The sequence below is a fragment of the Clostridiisalibacter paucivorans DSM 22131 genome (assembly GCF_000620125.1).
GTDB classification, from domain to species: Bacteria; Bacillota; Clostridia; order Tissierellales; family Clostridiisalibacteraceae; genus Clostridiisalibacter; species Clostridiisalibacter paucivorans.
This window is the reverse complement of sequence record NZ_JHVL01000032.1, coordinates 21,889-41,248: the sequence shown is the minus strand read 5'-3', so window position 1 is coordinate 41,248 and position 19,360 is coordinate 21,889. Positions and strand designations below refer to the sequence as shown.

General features: G+C 32.2%; 19 protein-coding genes. 12 read left to right on the top strand and 7 right to left on the bottom strand.

The genetic code is table 11. The features are described 5' to 3' along the window. On the top strand, positions 1-560 hold a 560-nt coding region (locus Q326_RS0110050; RefSeq protein ID WP_026895276.1), incomplete at its 5' end, for an RpnC/YadD family protein. Between the two features lie 103 nt (positions 561-663). Here the strand turns inward: Q326_RS0110050 and Q326_RS0110045 are convergent. Beyond that, positions 664-1,194: a permease gene (locus Q326_RS0110045; RefSeq protein ID WP_026895275.1), complete on the bottom strand. Its 531-nt coding sequence runs from the start codon at positions 1,192-1,194 to the stop codon at positions 664-666. Continuing rightward, the gene (locus Q326_RS0110040) at positions 1,194-1,676 is read right to left on the bottom strand and encodes a hypothetical protein (protein ID WP_026895274.1); all 483 of its coding nucleotides are present in this window, start codon (positions 1,674-1,676) and stop codon (positions 1,194-1,196) included. The genes Q326_RS0110045 and Q326_RS0110040 overlap by 1 nt, the downstream gene beginning before the upstream one ends. 247 nt (positions 1,677-1,923) lie before the next feature. Here Q326_RS0110040 and Q326_RS0110035 point away from each other — a divergent pair, with 247 nt between their 5' ends. Then, a complete protein-coding gene (locus Q326_RS0110035) occupies positions 1,924-2,589 on the top strand; it encodes an AraC family transcriptional regulator (RefSeq protein ID WP_026895273.1) in 666 nt (221 codons plus the stop codon). Positions 2,590-2,673: 84 nt separating this feature from the next. On the opposite strand, the gene Q326_RS0110030 is transcribed toward Q326_RS0110035, so the two are convergent. From Q326_RS0110030 to Q326_RS0110015, 4 genes are read right to left on the bottom strand one after another with little or no spacing between them, the layout of a single operon-like run. Beyond that, positions 2,674-3,675, bottom strand: coding sequence for a lysylphosphatidylglycerol synthase transmembrane domain-containing protein (locus Q326_RS0110030; RefSeq protein WP_026895272.1), 1,002 nt, complete (start codon positions 3,673-3,675; stop codon positions 2,674-2,676). Positions 3,676-3,683: 8 nt separating this feature from the next. Next, on the bottom strand, positions 3,684-4,250 hold the full coding sequence (locus tag Q326_RS0110025) for a nicotianamine synthase family protein (RefSeq protein WP_026895271.1): 567 nt from the start codon (positions 4,248-4,250) through the stop codon (positions 3,684-3,686). A 10-nt stretch (positions 4,251-4,260) separates the two neighbouring features. Then, positions 4,261-6,015: a ferrous iron transporter B gene (locus Q326_RS0110020; protein WP_026895270.1), complete on the bottom strand. Its 1,755-nt coding sequence runs from the start codon at positions 6,013-6,015 to the stop codon at positions 4,261-4,263. Positions 6,016-6,017: 2 nt separating this feature from the next. Continuing rightward, positions 6,018-6,233, bottom strand: coding sequence for a FeoA family protein (locus Q326_RS0110015; RefSeq protein ID WP_026895269.1), 216 nt, complete (start codon positions 6,231-6,233; stop codon positions 6,018-6,020). 346 nt (positions 6,234-6,579) lie between these two features. On the opposite strand from Q326_RS0110015, the gene Q326_RS17950 reads away from it, so the two are divergent. After that, a complete protein-coding gene (locus Q326_RS17950) occupies positions 6,580-8,739 on the top strand; it encodes a tyrosine-protein phosphatase (RefSeq protein WP_051531363.1) in 2,160 nt (719 codons plus the stop codon). A gap of 82 nt (positions 8,740-8,821) precedes the next feature. Here Q326_RS17950 and Q326_RS0110005 read toward each other — a convergent pair whose 3' ends face one another. After that, positions 8,822-9,463 (bottom strand): PHP-associated domain-containing protein, encoded by a 642-nt coding sequence (locus tag Q326_RS0110005; RefSeq protein ID WP_026895268.1) that lies wholly within the window; start codon positions 9,461-9,463, stop codon positions 8,822-8,824. 221 nt (positions 9,464-9,684) lie between these two features. Between Q326_RS0110005 and Q326_RS0110000 the strand changes: the two genes are divergently transcribed. From Q326_RS0110000 to Q326_RS17090, 9 genes are all read left to right on the top strand, one after another. Beyond that, positions 9,685-10,722 carry an ABC transporter substrate-binding protein gene (locus tag Q326_RS0110000; RefSeq protein ID WP_488655820.1) on the top strand — a complete coding sequence of 346 codons (1,038 nt, stop codon included), beginning with the start codon at positions 9,685-9,687 and terminating at the stop codon, positions 10,720-10,722. A 2-nt stretch (positions 10,723-10,724) separates the two neighbouring features. After that, the gene (locus tag Q326_RS0109995) at positions 10,725-12,392 is read left to right on the top strand and encodes an ABC transporter permease (RefSeq protein WP_026895266.1); all 1,668 of its coding nucleotides are present in this window, start codon (positions 10,725-10,727) and stop codon (positions 12,390-12,392) included. After that, complete coding sequence (locus Q326_RS0109990) at positions 12,376-13,335, top strand: ABC transporter ATP-binding protein (protein ID WP_026895265.1); 960 nt, start codon at positions 12,376-12,378, stop codon at positions 13,333-13,335. Before Q326_RS0109995 ends, Q326_RS0109990 begins: the two co-directional genes overlap by 17 nt. A gap of 111 nt (positions 13,336-13,446) precedes the next feature. Beyond that, a complete protein-coding gene (locus tag Q326_RS0109985) occupies positions 13,447-13,695 on the top strand; it encodes a type II toxin-antitoxin system prevent-host-death family antitoxin (protein ID WP_026895264.1) in 249 nt (82 codons plus the stop codon). 4 nt (positions 13,696-13,699) lie between these two features. Next, positions 13,700-14,023: a type II toxin-antitoxin system RelE/ParE family toxin gene (locus Q326_RS0109980; protein WP_026895263.1), complete on the top strand. Its 324-nt coding sequence runs from the start codon at positions 13,700-13,702 to the stop codon at positions 14,021-14,023. A gap of 201 nt (positions 14,024-14,224) precedes the next feature. Further along, a complete protein-coding gene (locus tag Q326_RS0109975; protein ID WP_026895262.1) occupies positions 14,225-15,007 on the top strand; it encodes an enoyl-CoA hydratase/isomerase family protein in 783 nt (260 codons plus the stop codon). A 53-nt stretch (positions 15,008-15,060) separates the two neighbouring features. Next, positions 15,061-16,377 carry an acetyl-CoA hydrolase/transferase family protein gene (locus Q326_RS0109970; RefSeq protein ID WP_026895261.1) on the top strand — a complete coding sequence of 439 codons (1,317 nt, stop codon included), beginning with the start codon at positions 15,061-15,063 and terminating at the stop codon, positions 16,375-16,377. A 48-nt stretch (positions 16,378-16,425) separates the two neighbouring features. Next, on the top strand, positions 16,426-17,562 hold the full coding sequence (locus Q326_RS0109965) for an acyl-CoA dehydrogenase (protein WP_026895260.1): 1,137 nt from the start codon (positions 16,426-16,428) through the stop codon (positions 17,560-17,562). A 326-nt stretch (positions 17,563-17,888) separates the two neighbouring features. After that, entirely contained in the window at positions 17,889-19,115 is a 1,227-nt protein-coding gene (locus Q326_RS17090; RefSeq protein WP_169733583.1) for an ISLre2 family transposase, read from the top strand. Positions 19,116-19,360 lie beyond the last annotated feature (245 nt).

Here is a 19,360-nt window from a genome sequence, read left to right as displayed (position 1 = left end):
CAGGATTTTATGAATTACCAGAATACTTTAAACAAAGAGTGCCAGTATTTAAGCATGACTTTTTTAACATAGGAGAATATGAAGAAAGAGATTTTGAAAAACTAACAAAACTAACAGCAATGATGCTAAAGGCATTTAAATATGCCTTTGAAGAAGATCTAGAAATAGTATTAAGAACATATTTACTAGCATTAGAAGAAGTAAAAAAAGAAGAACCACTAGAGACACTAATATATTATGGAGAAATATACTTAAAATATATAGAACTAACAAACAGAGATATAAAAGAAGAAGACATAAAAGAACAAATAAAAAAACTAGAAGGAAAGGGGGCTATTACCATGAATATATTAGAAAAAAGAGAAGAAAAAGGAAGGCAAGAAGGCATGCAAAAAGGCATGAAAAAAGGCATGCAAAAAGGAAGACTAGAAGGTGAAATTAATAAGGCTAAAGAAATAGCAAAGAATCTCTTAAAAGAAGGTACAGAGATAGCCTTAGTAGTAAAAGCTACAGGTCTTTCTAAATCTGAAGTAGAAGAGTTAAAAAAATTTATTAATTAAAGCTATATATTGTTGCAACAGAAAGGAACTAATCAACCTAAAAAGATTAGTTCCTTTTTTTGCAAAGCAATACAAATATAATCATCGCACTATAGTCTATATATTATTTGTCATCGGTTATGAGAGGTAGCTGATATCTTGATTTTTCAAAATATTTTTCAAGCATAATGGCTCCAATTATTATAAATGGAAGGGAACCTATTAGTCTTATAACTGTAAATCGAATACCAAGCATACTTGCCTCCATGATACTCATGGGAATCATGAAAAGAGAGGCTGATGTTATATAGGTTATAATTGAGCTGTATTTGGCACCCTTGTGATACATGGAATTTGCCAGTGGAAATGCGACAAAAGTTCCCCCTACTGTTGTGGATGCAAGAAGAACTGACCACAAAAATCTCAAGGGGTTGCTATTGTTACCAAAGTGCTTTTCAACCGATTCTCTTTTGGCCCATACATCAAACAGTCCTATAAGGATAAATGCCGGTGGAAGTATAAGGACCATATCCTTTGCAAATACTAGAAAATTGTCCCAGACCTTAATTCCAAGGTCAAATTTTATTAACCATGATATCAGTGAAAACAAAAGAAATACACCAAAATATAAATAATTCTTGTCAAATTTTTTCATTAGATAAATACCTCCCCATAGAAGATTCCCATGAGTAAAGAAATAAGCCCTGCTACGACAAAACTCATGATATTTCTCAGAATTGTTGCTTTTGTTCCAAAGTATTTGCTTTCAAGTGGATATGTGACAATCCCTACAAGCATAAGAGAAGTTACAAATCCTGCCACAACCATATAAGGAACACCTTTTTCCACCAGTATCTTAGCAAGAGGATAGGCAATAAATCCAGGCATCATGGTAACTGAACCAAGTAAAAGACTAGATATTAGTCCCAATAAAAGATTATCTTGACTTAGGTACTTAATTATAGTTTCTTCAGTAAAAAGAAGTACAAGGGATATAATCATAAGTAGCTTAAGATAAGTGGGCAAGGTTTTTGAAAACTTTTTCCATCCTTTTTTCAGACCCATTTTGGTCTTTTGTGGATTTAAGAAGTAAGAGATAACAAGGGCGACTGCTGTTACTATATAAAGACTTGTCATAGAATAAAACCTCCAATCAATATATACCCATATACCAGGGGGTGGTATTATCCTACAATAAATATGGGCTATTGTCAAGAATTGGTTAAATCCACATTTGAAATTGTACAAAAGTTTTAATCTTTATATTGGTTATCTTTTAGTGCTTTTTTGGACTTTACAAACCCATAATCTTTCATATATAATATACCTTAAATGCTGATAATGATTATCAATATCTATTACTTTATAAGAGGTGAGATATTTGATGCCGTTAGAAAAAAACTTATTAAAAAATATAAGCACTAGAGATGAATGTCGCGCTTTAAATACATACAATGAACTCTATTCTACGTACTTAAAAATGGATGTAGGGATTGATTGTAATCTAAGAACATTAAAAAATCATTTAATATGTTTAAATACTATTATCTATAACAATTATTTTTTCAGTCATATGTGTAAGAAAAAGTTAATATATCATAGATGTTGCTTTATAGAAAAGATTGAAAGACAAAAAAAGATTGAACATCTGTATTTACTGGGAAAGGAAATGGTTCTCTTCTCGTTAAGTATTAAAGAAGAAAAATTTGTTAATACAAAACATCCTATTATAAATAAAGCGCTAATATATATAAACAATAATTTAGATGGGGACTTAACACTACAAAAAGTAGCTGATGGAATTCATGTGAGTAAAAACTATTTATCTTTTTTATTTTCTGACCATGTGGGGTATAGCTTTTCTGAATATATCAATATAGTAAAAATAGATAGGGCAAAAGAATTACTCAAGAACACTTCTCTTTCTCTTTTAGATATTGCATTAGAGTGTGGATTTAATAGTCAAAGTTATTTTTGTTATGTATTTAAAAAATTGGAAAAAATGAGCCCCAAGCAGTATAAAATAGATCATAATAAATGCCTATTTTAAAAAATTAGTTTTTAAGGTACTAATTATATATAGATGTTTAAAAAAATAGTATGATACTTTAACATGAAAGTATCATACTATTTTTTATAGTGGCTTTCTAGCATATTTATTTCTCTTTATAATTTTGGATATGAGTTTATATGATATCAAAAAAAACAAACTAATAAAAAACTCAAACCAAAACGTTACAAATCTAAATATTATTGCAATTGCAATTCCTTTTTCTATTGCAACTCCTTTCATTGATAAAAGATAGGTCATGCTAGTTTCAAAACTTCCTACGCTGCCTGGTAATAATGGTATCATTCCGATTATATAGCTTAAATATGTAATTGAAGCTATTGAAAGCATATTAAGTTTTATATTTAATCCTATCAATATTAAATACATTTTAAATGCAAAAAGTATCCATATAAATATACTGAGTAATATTTGCAAAAAAAATTTTTTCTTCTTTTTCTTAAATTTTTTTAAAGATATAACATATCTTTGGAATAGATTTTTGAGCTTATCTTTTGTATTTTCTTTAATGGCAATTTTTAATAATAGGCTTTCTATTGGTTTAGGATTTAAAAAAGCTAAAATAATCACAATAAAACCTATTCCAAATATGATTACAATTGTTGAAAATATAAGCATATGATGTAAGTCTGTTTGTCCTATATTAAAATAAAACCAAATCAGACTGAGTAGAGTTAAGGAATAAAAACTTAATATACTTGCTGTCTTTTGAAGCCCTACTACCACAGCTCCATCACTTGTATTTAAACCTAGTCTTACCTTTATATCATAAAGTCTCGCAAGTTCTCCTCCTACTTTAACTCCAGGAGTGATGGCATCTACTACATTACCTTTCATATTCATTTTTAGTATATCAGCTAGTTTACAATCTTTATCTATTAGATTCACCATGGTTTTCCACTGAATAGATATCAAAACCATGGTGATAATCTGTAATGTTAAAGATATAAAGAGTAAATATAAGGGAACAGTTTTTATACTTAAAAATATTTCTGCAAAGTCTAAATTTAACAATAGAAATATAATCGCCACAGCTCCTAAGCAGTACAATAGATTCTTTTTCATAAAATCACCTAATTTTTAACCATAAGTAGTGTCCTATCCATAGTGTTTATTCCTTTTTTTGCTGAACATCTTTCACAATTTATATCATTTGTTTCCAAAAATCCACAAGATAGACTAGAATAAAAGTAATTTAAACCTTTTTTAGGCATTCTCACTACTATTTTTGTCCCTTTTCTTGCTTTTTTCCATAAGTTTTCCAAAACCTTTTCTTTTGGACTTACTTGTAGTGCGACATGAATGACATCATAATCTCTTATATCTATTTCTTGTCCATTTTTATTGGATACTTGAATCCTATGACTTAGACCTTTTTTGTTAATCAGGTTTTTAGCATTGTATACTGCTATAGGATCTATATCTATTACATGAACCTTAGCTCCTGTTTCCATGGCCATTTGAAGGGCAGTACATGGTACTGCACCTCCACCAATACAAAGTATATTATCCTTATCTTCTACTCTAGCTAATCTAATTTCATTTTTAACTACATTTTTATAATATAATTCATACATATCAATAAAGAAATTTGAATTAGATATTCTTTTTTCCATCCATTTTGTCCAAGCTCTTATCATATTTACACCTCTAAAATAAAGATATTACTAAATTTCCAATTTGTTTTATAGATCCTCCAAGTAAGAATGCCACAAGAGTAGTTCCTACCCCTATCATCAATGCTGATTTTAGAGAGAATTCTTTTATTAATATTCCAAATACAGATATACATGGAAGATAAAACAGTGCTACTATAGAACCAACAAATAACTGAAATACACTTAAATCTAACTCTAATAATGGCAAAGCTGCAAATTCTCTTCTAACAATGCCTAATATCAAAAATAGACTAGCCTCCCGTGGAAGACCTAACCACTCTTCAACTAGAGGAGATACCATATTACTAAATCCTTGAAGCATCCCTGTCTCAACTATTATAGCTGCAATGGCAATACCAATCATCATAGCCCCTCTTGCTTCTATAAAGAAATGTTTCATCCTTAGTTTCAATTTTTTAAAGAAAGCAGTTCTATCTGGCCATAATAGATTTGGTACTTCGAGTAGCATAGGTTGACTTCTACCAGGGATTACCTTGTTCATGACTATTCCTGCTATCAATATTACTATCAAAGAAGTAATATACACCATTACAAGGGCTAAAGGGGATCTATCACCTAGTAAAGCAATAAAAGCTCCTGTTTGTGAAACGCAAGGAATTGCTAAAGATACTAAAGAAGCCACCATTATTCTTTCCTTGTATGTATTTGCTGCTCTTGTAGATATAATGGATGGAACTGCACATCCATACCCCATCATTAATGGGATAATATTTCCACCTTGGATACCTATTTTTCTAAGTATTCCATCAGCAAGTACGCCTATTCTAGGTAAATATCCACTGTCTTCTAAAAAAGAAAATACAATATAAAATAAAAGCACATAGGGAAGAATTAGTGCAAATGGCCACTCTATACCTATTATCAACATACCATATTCTCCAACTAATAGGTTTCTAAATATACCAGCAGGTATAATCATTGAGACTATAGTAGTTAAAAAGGGTATAGTTACTTTATTTAATAAGGGCAATAATATAACTGCTCTAAGGGCCTTACCTCCACCTATAACAACTCCCAAAGATATAATTAATATAAGTACAGAAATTGGAATCCCTGGCCAAGGCTTAACGGTCCAGTGTTCTAATTTATCTACAAAGCTAGGTTTCTTTTCTGTATTTGTCTGCACCTTGTTTATTACCTCATTTATCTTTTTCCATCTAAGATTTTCTTCCATTTTAGGAACTGGAGTTGTTTCCTTGTCCTTTAAATCCATGGATGTAGTTAATAAATCCATTAGCCCAATATTTTTGATGGCCACAGTAGGAATTACTGGTGCATTTAATTCTTCCGATAGTTTATCTGAATCTATTTTTATACCTTGTCTTTCCGCTACATCTATTAGGTTTAGACAATATATTATTGGGGTGGAGTACTCTTTTAATTGAAATGCTAAATCTAAATTCCTGTCTAAATGTGTTGCATCTAAAACACATATTATGACATCTGCATTTTCTTCCAATAACGAGACTGCAACTTTTTCAGCTTCTGAAGTGGCCTCTAAGGAATATGTGCCAGGCACATCTATAATTACTCCCTTTTCATTTCTAAAGTTAAAATCCCCTATGGTATAATCCACAGTAGTACCTGTATAGTTGGAGCTGTCTACATTTACTCCTGTTAGTTTGGAAAAGATCACACTTTTTCCCACATTGGGATTACCCATGAGAAGTATCTTGGTTTTTCCATCAACAGAAATCTCTTTATGTTTACTTTTATGACAAGACAATATTAAACTACCTCCTCCACAACGATGTCTTTTGCGATGTCCTTTGCTATGGCTATACTTCTACTACCTACTTTTACTACAATAGGCCCACCCAAGGGTTGTTTGCTTTGAAAGGTAAGGTCAATCCCTTCTCTTACACCAAGAACCTTTAATAAATGCATCTTAGGTAATGACTTAATTCTATATCTTCTTATATTTTTACATCTTGATAAAACCATAACTTATTCCTCCTATAAATTTAATTATGCTGTGATAATGATTATCATTATCTGGTAGTATACCATAATATTTATATGAATTTATTTAGATAAATTAAGATTTTTATAGAAAAAATAATTAAATAGGGTTAGGCTCACTTTTAAACTTTATGAGGCATAAATGAAAACCGCCATTGCTTTTGAATTTTAGAATATATAAGAAGGGTAATAAAGAGAGGGAATAAATATCGGAATTATTGGACTATTATGGAAATAATAATGAAAACATAGTATAATATAAGTGGCTCTCGAACCTTATATTTTAGTACAGGTGAGATTATTAAACAATATTAAAAGGAGGAGAAATATGAGACAGGTAAAGAGAATTATTTCATTGCTTTTGGTTTTAGCCATGGCATTTTCACTGCCTATTGCTGCTAATGCGGTAGATACTTATGATGATGTATTGGGGACCGTTGTAGAGGTACAAAAGTATGGTAATCTTACAATGGATGTTAAACCTGATGCTCTATATGATGCGGGTTATGAATTAGGTGATATGCTAAAGGTTACAGTTGGAGATAATGTACTTGAAATACCTTTCTGTACATCCTATAGTGATGTAGACACAGGAAGTCTTGTTGTACGTGATGACCAGGAAGAAAATTTGTTGGTTGTTGCAATCAATATGGGTAATTTTTCTACTACATACAATGCAGAAGTGGGTGATGAGGTAACATTTTCCCTATTAGAAAAAGAAGGTTATCTTTCAGAATACCTGCTTCATCAATTGGAACGAACCAATCTACGTTCTGACTATACAGCAGATTCAATATTTGCAAATTTCCGTAGTATTGCCACTACTGGAATCAAACCAGCTGTTCTATATAGGAGTAGCAGTCCTATAAATAATGAATTAGGCCGTGCAGCTTATTCCGATGCATTAGCTGAGGCGGTAGGAGTACAGACAGTATTAAATTTGGCTGATTCTCAAGAAGAAATTGAAGGTTATATTGCATCAGATGATTTTACCTCTGATTATTACAAATCACTTTATGATACAGGGAAGGTAAAGTACTTGGATATGGGTGTTGATATTGCAGGAGAGGATTTTGGAACAAAATTAGCCGACGGACTACGATTCCTAAGTAAGAATGAGGGACCATACCTTATTCATTGTACAGAGGGGAAAGACCGTGCAGGGTTTGTGAGTGCTTTATTAGAATCTCTTATGGGTGCAGAGCTTGATGAAGTAGTGGATGATTATATGACTACCTACGAAAACTATTATAAAGTTGAAAAAGACAGCGAACAATATACATCAATAGCAAATAGTAATATCATATCCTCATTGACTACAATTGTCTGTGGATATGAAAAGGGAACTGACATCTCAGATGTTGACCTTGCAGAAGCTGCAGAAAATTATTTAGAAACAATAGGTATGACTTCCGATGAGATTACAGTTCTTAAGACTAAGCTTTCCGCTGATTCTATGTATAAGACTCCAAATGTAGAAGCTAAAGTTACTGAAATAGAAAAATATGGCCATGCATCAACAGATATTTTGATTGAAGATTTCTATAAATTAGGTTTTGAAAAAGGTGATATGGTAACAGCTATATTTGATAATGGTTTTGTACTTGAAGCACCATTTTTAGATGGCTACTATGTAGACAATGGTAGTCCACTAGTGCGTGCTTATCCAGGACATACTAATATTGCAGTTTGTATAAACTATGGAAAGTTAAACGAGGTTGCTAATGTGGAAGTTGGGGATAAGGCAACTATTATGCTTACTGATCCTGGAGATTATCTTCTTCAATATGAGATTCGTAAATTAGAGCGTACAAATAATCGTGAAGAGTATTCTTCTGATGAGGTGTTTGCTAATTTCCGTAATATTACTGTAGGTGATATAGCCAAAGGGGTACTTTACCGTAGTTCAAGCCCAATAAATAATGAGCTTGGTCGTGCTTCTTATTCTGATAAACTTATGAAGAAAGCCAATGTAAATACAGTTGTTAATCTTGCGGATTCAGATGACAATATTAATACTTATCTAGCAGCAGATGATTTTGCCTCTCCATATTATGCAAAGCTTTACAAAAATAACAATGTATTGCCTTTGAATATGAGCATTGCATATGCCAATGATGAGTTTAAGGCAAATGTTGTTAAAGGTCTTGTGTTTATGTCAGAGAATAAGGCACCTTATATCTTCCATTGTACTGAAGGCAAAGATCGTGCAGGTTTTTTTGCAGCATTGATTGAATCTTTGATGGGTGCATCTAAGGATGAGATTGTTGAAGACTATATGCAAAGCTATATTAATTATTATGGAGTTAAAGAAGGAACTGATCAGTATAAGTTGATTTCTCAAGATGTATTGTCGATGCTTAAGGTTATTGGAAATACTGAGGATTTAGATAATATAGATTTAGCGGCAGCTGCATACGACTATCTTGTGTCAGGTGGTATGACAGATGAACAGATTGAAACATTAAAGGCTAATCTTTCAGATTAAAATAAAACTCAAATAGGGTCAGGCTCATTTTTAAACTTAATAGAGCAAGTAAAAAAATAGCTCCTTTCTGATAGCAACTAAATCAGAAGGGAGTTTTATATATGTCTATTTTTTCGAACTGTTCATTTTTTCTTATGACTGGACAAAAGTCTTTTGTTTTAATGGCATCGATAAAATCTTTTTCATCTCTAATGGAATCATTAAAATAAGTTGCATATTTTCCTACCTGCTTATATAGATGGGCGTCACCTGCTCCGAGACAGGGGATACCAAGTTCTGTGGCCAAGGCATATGCGTATAGGTTGTGATGGGGGAGTGTGCTGCCATTAAATGCCTCTATTCCATGGAGATTATCTTTTACATTTCTGATATATTCCCCTAATCCTCTATTGTTATTTCTAAAAGGGTGGGCACTTATAGCCACTCCATGATTCCTTTTTACTATTTCTAACAATTCTTCAGCATGAACCATATCTTTAGGCACTTTATCTAATCCAAAAACTAATATATCTCCTTCAAATGTGAGTATTTCTGCCCCTACAATAACTAATATATCATCTATCTTTTTAGATGTACCTATATCATTTTTTAAATAATTATTGTCGTGGTCAGTTACACATATACCATCAAGTCCTAAAGACTTAGCAGTTTCTATGGCCTCTGTAAGGGATAGGTGACTGTCGGGGGAGTATTTACTTTCATGTAGATGGGTATCAATAATCATATCATTACCTCCAGATAATATTATATTGGAATTCTAACACAGAAATATCCATATATGTTGTACTATAGAAAAAAATAATATTAAAAAATATACTATAAGGAATTTCTATAATTGCCATATTAATCTTGTTTCAATGATATAATCTTATAGACAAATTAGAAATGGAGGGGTTGTAAGTGAAGCGATTTAAGTCAGTAGTAGCATTATTTTTAGTTTTGACTATGATATTAAGTTTGGCAGCCTGTGGCAATACTGAAACTGAAAATAGTGAAAGTAATGAAGAAAGCAATCCAGTAGAAAATACAGAAGAAGATGGAGCAAAGGCCTTAGAAGGAACAACTCTAAGGATAGTAGCTACATCTGAAAGCTATAAGGAGTTATTTGACAAATTCACTGATAAAACAGGTATAAAAGTAGAATTTGTAAGTATGTCTTCAGGGGAGTTACTATCTAGAACAAAGGCTGAAGGCGGAAAACCAATGGCAGATTTTTGGTTCGGTGGTGGACTGGACGCATTTATGCAAGCTAAAGAAGAGGGGCTTTTAGAGTCCTACAAATCACCACAGACAGAAGATATCCCAGATCAATACAAGGATAGTGAGGGATATTGGGTAGCAAAGGGTATGACTATAGTAGGATTTATAGGAAATAATGAAGTATTAGAAGAAAATGATCTTCCCATGCCTAAAAATTGGAAAGATCTAACTGATCCAAAATATAAAGATGAAATAATCATGTCTAACCCAGCAATATCAGGAACAAATTATGCAGTAGTTAATGGTCTGTTACAATCCATGGGAGAAGAAGCAGGGTGGAAATTCTTTGAAGAACTAGATAAGAATATCCCTTACTATGGAAAAAGGGGTAAAGATCCTCAACTTAAGGCTGTAGAAGGAGAAGTAGCTATAGGTATAACCTATATAGATAAGGGAATATTTGATTTGCAAGAGGAAAGAAATATGACAGTTGTTTATCCAGAAGACGGTATACCATGGGTGCCAGAGGGAATGGCAATATTTAAAAATGCTGAAAATCTTGAAGCAGCAAAATTATTCATGGACTGGATATTTACTAAGGATGTTCAATCTGAACTAGCCAAACTAGATGGAAAAGATAGTGCTATGATGGTCAAACCTGATGTACAAGGGCTAGAATTAGGAGTGCCAAAAGACACGCTATTAGAATTGGATTTAAGTTCTTTTGGTAATGATAGGGAGACTATACTCAATAAATGGAGTGAATTAGTAGGAGACAAATAAGTATGATGATAAAGACTAAGAGGGTATCTAATTTATTAGGTACCCATTTTTATAATATATTGGACAAATTAATATTAGTGGCTGTTATATCTTTGGTTATGACATTTATACTTTATCCCATAGCATCGGTTATAATGGAAAGTTTTATAGTGGATGGCAAATTAACACTGGATATATATATGAATTTATTCAATAAGAGTACAAAATTGTTTTATAACAGTATATTTGTAGCCATATTGACTACAGTTATATCTACTTTTATGTCGGTATGTATATCTTTGTATATAAGTTTTAGTGGCAAAAGGATTAGAAAGGTGCTTCTTTTAGTCCTTATGTTGACTATGATATCACCTCCATTTGTGTCATCATTGGCATATATAACCTTATTTGGGAGGAGGGGATTTATAATCCACAATATATTGGGACTGACCATGAATACCTATGGATGGCAGGGGATAGTGGCCATGCAATCCCTGGGATTTACTTCTCTAAGTGCATTGATTTTGGTAGGGGTTATAAATGGTATAGATAAGAACTTCATAAAATCTTCTCTAGATTTAGGGGCAAGCTCTTCATACACAGTGAGAAAGATTGTATTGCCTTTGATGAAACCAGGTATATTGGTTGTAGCATTACTTACATTTGTTAGGTCCCTTTCAGATTTTGGAACACCTACTATTATAGGGGGCGCATTTAATGTATTGGCAACCCAGGCATATTTAGATGTTATAGCCTATGCCGATTTAAATGCTGCATCGGCCATAAGTGTTCTGATATTTGTACCAGCTATTATTGCATTTCTCTTTTACAGGGTTTTTATGGCTAGGACAAATATGGCTTCTACCAATGCATTGGTAGGTTTCACAGAAGAAGATGAGATGACCATAGATGATTTTCTAGGTAAATTCATAAAAATAATTACCTACTTTTTCTTGACTATAATGTTGTTACAATACATATCCATATTTGTTTCAGCTTTTACAAAATATAGATCGGGAAATATGTATTTTTCACTGGAAAATATCCAGAATATGAGGATATATAGTGGAAAAAGCTTCTTGAGAAGTATATTATATGCACTTATTGCAGCAATAGGTGGAAGTCTAATAGGTTCATTGATAGCCTATTATCTAGAGATAAGAAGGATAAAGATAATGAAAGGCATAGACTTCATTGCTACTATACCATATATAATACCAGGTACATTTTTTGGTATAGGATATATTTTGGCATTTAATGATTATCCATTGGAATTGACTGGTACTGCACTTATAGTTATATTCAATGTGTTATTTAAGCAATTACCTATGTCTACCAAAATAAATAGTGCTGTGTTATCTCAGATAAATCCCCAAATAGAACAGGCAGCAAAGGATTTAGGAGGACAAGACTTCTTTGTGCTAAAGGATATTATAATCCCTATGTCTAGATCGGCCCTATTAGTTTCATTTATAAATAATTTTACTGCTACTATGACTACTATTGGTTCTATAATATTTTTGATATATCCAGGGAAAAAACTGGCTACCATTGAGATGTTTGATGCTATTCAGAGTGGGAATTATGGAGTTGGTTCAGCAATTGCTGTGACTATTATCTTAATTACATTAGCTGTAAATATAACTTTTTCAAAATTTGTACTGGAGGGGAAAAATGTTTTTAGAAATTGAACACTTGAGAAAATCTTTTGAGGATTTAGTTGCAGTAAATGATTTGAATATAGGGGTAGAAAAGGGAGAACTACTATGTCTATTAGGGCCCAGTGGTTGTGGCAAGACTACTACCCTAAAGATGATAGGAGGTTTTTTGATTCCAGATGAGGGAAAGATATGGATAGATGGTCAAGATGTAAGTAAAATGCCTCCAGACAAAAGACCTGTGTCTACAGTATTTCAGTCCTATGCTCTATTTCCACATATGACTGTATTGGAAAATGTAATATATGGGTTGAAATTTCAACGGATTAAAAGGAAAAAAGCTAAAACAAAGGGTGAAGAGTATTTAGAGCTTGTAGGACTCAGCACATACAAAAATAAAAGAATACATCAGTTAAGTGGTGGTCAACAACAAAGGGTGGCATTGGCCAGGTCCCTTATTGTAAATCCTAAGGTGTTGTTGTTAGATGAACCACTATCAAATTTAGATGCAAAGCTACGTATAAAAATGAGAGAAGAAATAAAGAATATTCAAAGGAAATTTGGCATAACCATGGTATTTGTAACCCATGACCAAGAAGAAGCACTAACCATGGGTGATAAAATCGGTATCATGAATGAAGGGATGCTAGAGCAATTGGGAACTGCCAGAGAAATCTATGAAAACCCCAAGACACCATTTGTATTAGACTTTATAGGTAATTCTAATACAATAAAAGATGAGAATGGAAATATAAGCTTTGTAAGACCTGAAATGATAGATATCACAGATTATAATGGAGATGTGAAAGGCAAAATAATAGGCAAAATAGAAGAAAAGATATTTTTAGGGCCATATATAAAATACAAAATAAATGTAGAAAATAATATAATTGAAGCACAAGTTACAAATAAATCAACAAAAGAATATCAAATAGGTGATAAGGTATATCTTGAATATAAGACAAAACAGATGTGAGATAAGATATTGACTTGTTTTTCCATAATATTAAATTTGAAATTTGTATAATATATTACGTTGAATTTTAAGTAAAATAAGGATATAATATTAACGAAGGAGTTGATAATTATGCCTAATATAAAACCTGTTTCAGACTTAAGGAATTATAACGATGTACTAAAAGATATAGTAGTTGGTTCTCCGGTTTTTTTGACGAAGAATGGTAGAGGGAGATTTGCAATCTTAGATATCAAAGAATATGAGAAAAATCAAGCTACTATAAAATTGCTATCTAAACTTATAGAAGCTGAAAATCGAATTAAAATAGATGATGATTGGATGACAGAAGATCAGGTGAAAGAAAAACTGGGAGTTTAATTTAATGCATAAACTGAGAATAAATCCCATGGCAACTGAAGACTTGATAGAGATTAGAGATTATATAACAAAAGAATTAGAAAGTCCAAAAGCTGCAATAAATATTATAAGAAAGATCTTTGAAAGTTATGAGCGATTAAAAGAGTTTCCGATGATGGGAGTAGATTTATCAACAAAGATAAATGCAAAAACAGATTTTAGGTATTTAGTATCGGGAAACTATATTGTATTTTATAAAATAGACAACGAGTTTGTATCAATCTATCGTATTTTATATTCTAGAAGAAATTATCTTAAAATTCTATTTCCAAATGAAGTTGATTTTTAGGAATTGTTAAGATTAGTTTTACTTCAAAAAACTAATAAAATATTATGGAAAATAAGACTAATTAGTTTAAAAAAAGAGAGGGAAATAACATTTTTTCATTATGTTATTTCCCTCTCTTTTTTCATATTAATAGAATTGTAAGCATATTAATATTAGAGACATACCTATGGATATGTATAAATATAATTGGAGGTGTTAAATTTGTCACAAAAAACAGTATTGCTAGAGGTTAAAGATGCTATTGCAACTATTACATTGGATAGACCTAAAGCACTTAATTCACTGAATGATGAATTAGTAGATGACTTGACAGAAACATTAGAAAAGGTAAAGAAAGATGATGAAATAAGGGTAGTAGTACTTACTGGTAATGGTAAGGCATTTAGTGCAGGGGGAGATTTGAATTATTTGGTATCAATAGAAGATCCCATATGTGCACGAAAGTTTATTAGTAAAGCAGGTAATATAGCATCCCTTGTTATAACTATGGATAAGCCTGTAATAGCTATGGTAAATGGTGTAGCTGCAGGTGCAGGGTTTAATTTAGCACTGGCATGTGACATCGTCTATTGTGCAGAATCGTCTAGGTTTGGCCAAAGTTTTGCTAAAGTAGGACTAGTGCCTGATTGTGCAGGTATGTTCCTCTTACCAAAGGCAGTTGGGACCCACAAAGCCAAAGAGTTAATGTTTACAGGAGATTTGATTGATGCTAAAACAGCACTGGATTTAGGAGTAGTAAACAAAGTATTTCCCGATGAGACACTAAGGGAAGAGACATATAAATTTGCCAAAAGATTAGTAAGATCAGCACCAATCTCTCTATCTTTAATGAAAAAAGTAATAAACAAAAGTGGAGACTTAGACTTAGATACAGCAACAGAATTGGAGGCAGATCTTCAAACTATATGCATGAAAACAGCAGATCATAAAGAGGGTGTAAAGGCATTTATGGAAAAGAGAGCTCCTGTCTTTAAAGGCAAATAATCTATAAAAAACAAGATATTTTCAGAATATTAACAAAATAGAGGGGGAGTATTATGAATTGGAAAGATGAATATAAAAGTAGATTAGTATCATTAGAAGAGGCAGCATCTGTGATAAAATCAAATGACAGAATATGGTATCCACCATGTGCCAGTGCACCTAGAGATATTATAAATGCAATCACCAAAAGATACAAAGAATTGGAAAATGTAACTATGTATACATGTCTTATACTATATCCCTTTGATTACCTAAAACCAGAATACAAGGGACATATACATCATTTTACAACATTTATGGGACCATTTGAAAGAAAATATTATCCAATGGGAAATGTAGAATATACATCTTATCAATTTTCTCATACCGATTGGTTAACTAGAAATGTAATAAAACCTAATGTACTGCTTATTGAAGTATCTCCACCAGATGAACAAGGCAATATGAGCTATGGACCTGTAGGTGCATTTTGCAATGATACTGCAGTGGAACTTGCAGAAACAGTTATAGTACAAGTAAATAAGGAGACATCATATGTATATGGATGCGAAAAGGAATCTTTCATAAATGTTAAAGATGTTGATTATATATGTGAAGCAGACCATAAATTAGCAGAATTACCTCAACCTCCAGTAACAGAGTTAGAGAAAAAAATAGCCTCTCATATAGTAGAAAGGATAGAAAACGGTTCAACAGTACAAATAGGCCTTGGTGGGGTAGCAAATGCAGTGGGATTTTTTCTAGAAAACCATAAAGATCTAGGAGTACATACAGAGATGCTTACAGATTCTATGGTTACTTTGACCGAAAAGGGAGTAATAAATGGCAGCAAAAAGACCATACATCCAGGAGAGATTACATGTAGTTTTGCCATAGGTTCTCAAAAACTATATGATTTTATGAATAAAAATGATATGGTAAAAAGTTATCCCATATCCTATATAGCTGCACCAGAGATTATAGCAAAGAATGACAAATTCATATCTATAAACAATGCTCTAATGTGTGATTTAACAGGTCAAGCATGCTCAGAGTCTCTAGGGTTTAAGCAATTTAGTGGTACAGGAGGACAATTGGACTTCGTAAGGGGAGCTGTATTATCCAATGGAGGAAAGTCTTTCCTAGCATTTAAATCTACAGCAAAGAAAAAAGATGGAACATTGGTATCTAGAATTAATGCAGCATTACCCCCAGGGGCAGTAATAACTACGCCAAGGACAGATACACAATATATAGTAACAGAGTATGGTGTTGCAGATTTAAGGGGTAAGAGTATTGCTCAAAGGGTAGAGGCATTGATTAAAGTGGCACATCCACAGTTTAGAGAACAATTAATGAATGATGCTAAGGAAAATGGCCTAATATTTTAAACTATAATCTCTCTATTCAAGATTGGATTATAAGGGGGGAAATATTTTATGAACTTCAATTTAACACCAGAACAAAAAATGGTACAGAGAGTGGTTAAAGCATTTGCAGAAAAAGAAGTGGAACCCATAGCATCAGAAATAGATGAAACCAGGGCATATCCAAAAAAGATAGTAGATGATATGGCAAGATATGGGCTATTAAGTATATCAGTACCCACAAAATATGGCGGAAGTGGGGGAGATGATTTGGCATATGCCATAGCTGTAGAAGAATTATCTAGAAAAAGTGCTGCGGTGGGACTTTTATGCTCAGGTTATAATTCTCTATACACATATCCTATCTTAAAATTTGGAACGGAGGAACAAAAGCAAAAGTACTTGAAACCCATGTGTCAGGGCAAGATTGGCTGTTGTTTTGCATTAACAGAACCAAATGCAGGCTCTGATGCTGCAAGTCAATCTAGTAGGATAAAATCAGAAAAAGACTATTATATATTAAATGGTCAAAAATGCTTCATAACAAATTGTAATTATGCAGATATAGCTATAGTATTTGCCATGCAGTATCCAGAAAAGGGATTGAGGGGTATAACTGCTTTGATAGTAGATGCTGATACAGAGGGATTTTCTGTGGGGAAAATAGAAGATAAAATGGGTATAACAGCAGTGCCAGTGGGAGAGTTATTCTTTGACAATGTAAAAGTGCCTAAAGAAAATTTATTGGGAAAAGAGGGAAAAGGGTTTGCCATAGCTATGAATTGCCTAGATGGAGGACGGATAGGAATAGCAGCCCAAGCATTGGGCATAGCACAATCGGCATTAGATGAATCCATAAAGTATATAAAGGAGAGGGAACAATTTGGGAAACCTCTATCTAGATTTCAAGGGTTACAGTGGTATATATCAGAAATGGAAACTAAGATTAATGCTTCAAGACTGTTAGTATATAAAGCTGCATCTAAAAAATATGCAGGACAAAATTATTCAAAAGATGCAGCAATGGCCAAACTATTCGCATCCGAAACAGCAGTGTTTACAACAAGTAAAGCAGTACAATTACATGGAGGATATGGCTATATAAAAGATTATCCTGTGGAAAGAATGATGAGAGATGCTAAAATAACAGAAATTTATGAAGGAACATCAGAAGTAATGAAGATGGTCATAGCAGGCAGTACAATATAAAAGCTATGGGGTCAGGCTCACTTTTAAACTTTATTATTGACACTATATTAATTAGATAAGGTGACGGTTCATTTTGCCGCCACCTTTTATATATGGGTATTTGGTTAGACTAGTATACGTATAATAGAACTAACTAAATAGATTCATGAAATAAGTTATAATAATTGGATCAAATATATTTATAAATACAACAGTTATAACTGGAAGAACAAACCATGCATTCTTAGAGTAAAATTATTGTAGGTAAAATTTCAAAAAATAAAAAAGAAAGTTCCTCCATATGTTATGATGTAAGTGCCAAAACCAACATCAAAGGAGGAACTCTCTTGGAAACTATTATACATGAAATTTCACAAAAAATCATCAATGAAACAAAAGAAAATTTAATTAATACTTTGGCAAACCATAAAGATATATCGGAATTTATTTTAAATACTGAAAAAATACTTGATGATATAGGCGTACAGATAGTACAAAAAGCGTTGGAAACAGTGGATTCTTTAGTAAAACAGGATAATTTAAGAAAAGAAAAATGGACTGTTCAGAGAAAAGCAGACAGAAAAACTATAGCTACAATATTTGGTGAAGTTAATTATAAAAGAACCTACTATAAAAATAAGAAAACTGGTGAATATAAATATTTATCAGATCAAAGATTGGGAATAGATATACATGATAGATTAGATTCTTCTTTAAAAGCGAAGCTTGTGGATGAAGCCATAGAATCTTCTTATAGAAAAAGTGGTCAAATAGCTGTTGACTCTATTGATCTAACTAATCAAACAGTCATGAATACTATTAGAGAGCTAGGAGATATACCAAATGATAGTGTTAAGATAACTGAAAAAAAGAAAGTAGTTAAAACTTTATATATTGAAGCTGATGAGGATCATGTAGCACTTCAATCTGGAAAAAATATTGAGCCAAAGTTAGTATATGTGCATGAAGGTAAAAAAGCTGTTAATAAAGATAGATATAGACTTCAAAATGTAAGGTATTTTAGTGGTGTTTATTCTCATAGTGCTGATTTATGGATAGAAGTAGCCAATTATTTAGAAGAAGCTTATGACATGGAAAAAATAGAGAAAATCTATTTATCAGGAGATGGAGCTAAGTGGATAAAGAATGGTGTAGGATGGATTAAAGGAAGTATCTTTGTACTAGATAGATTTCATTTATCTAAATATATAAAGATAGCCACAGCTCACTTACCTTATACAACACCTATTATGTGGCATTATATAAATAAATTAGATAAAAAAAGTGTACTTGATTTATTTAGAGTTATCATTGAAGAAACTAAGTTACAAACAAAAATAAATGCAATAAAAGATTCTAGAAGATATATAATGAACCAATGGGAAGGTATAAAAAATCAGTATAATAAGGATTATATAGGTTGCAGTGCTGAAGGTCATATAAGCCATATATTAGCCGATAGGCTAAGCTCTAGACCACGAGCTTGGAGCAAAACAGGTGTAGATCAAATGTCTAGACTTAGAGTATTTAAAGCTAATGGTGGAGATGTATATGATTTAATCATTAACAAGTGAAAAGAAGAACAAAAGGAATTAAGATTAAGTAAATTAAGCAAACAAAGCATACAAAAAACAGTTAATAAATCTACAAATGAAAAAATAAATAATATAACAATTTTAAATAATGGTAAAAGGACTTGGCTATCAGAATTGCTTAAGTCTATGACTGGAGCTTAACTTCATAATGATGTGGGGAATCTCTATTTCATAAAAACCTACAGTAACTTGACACTATCCCATGCATTGGGTCGGTTGAATGT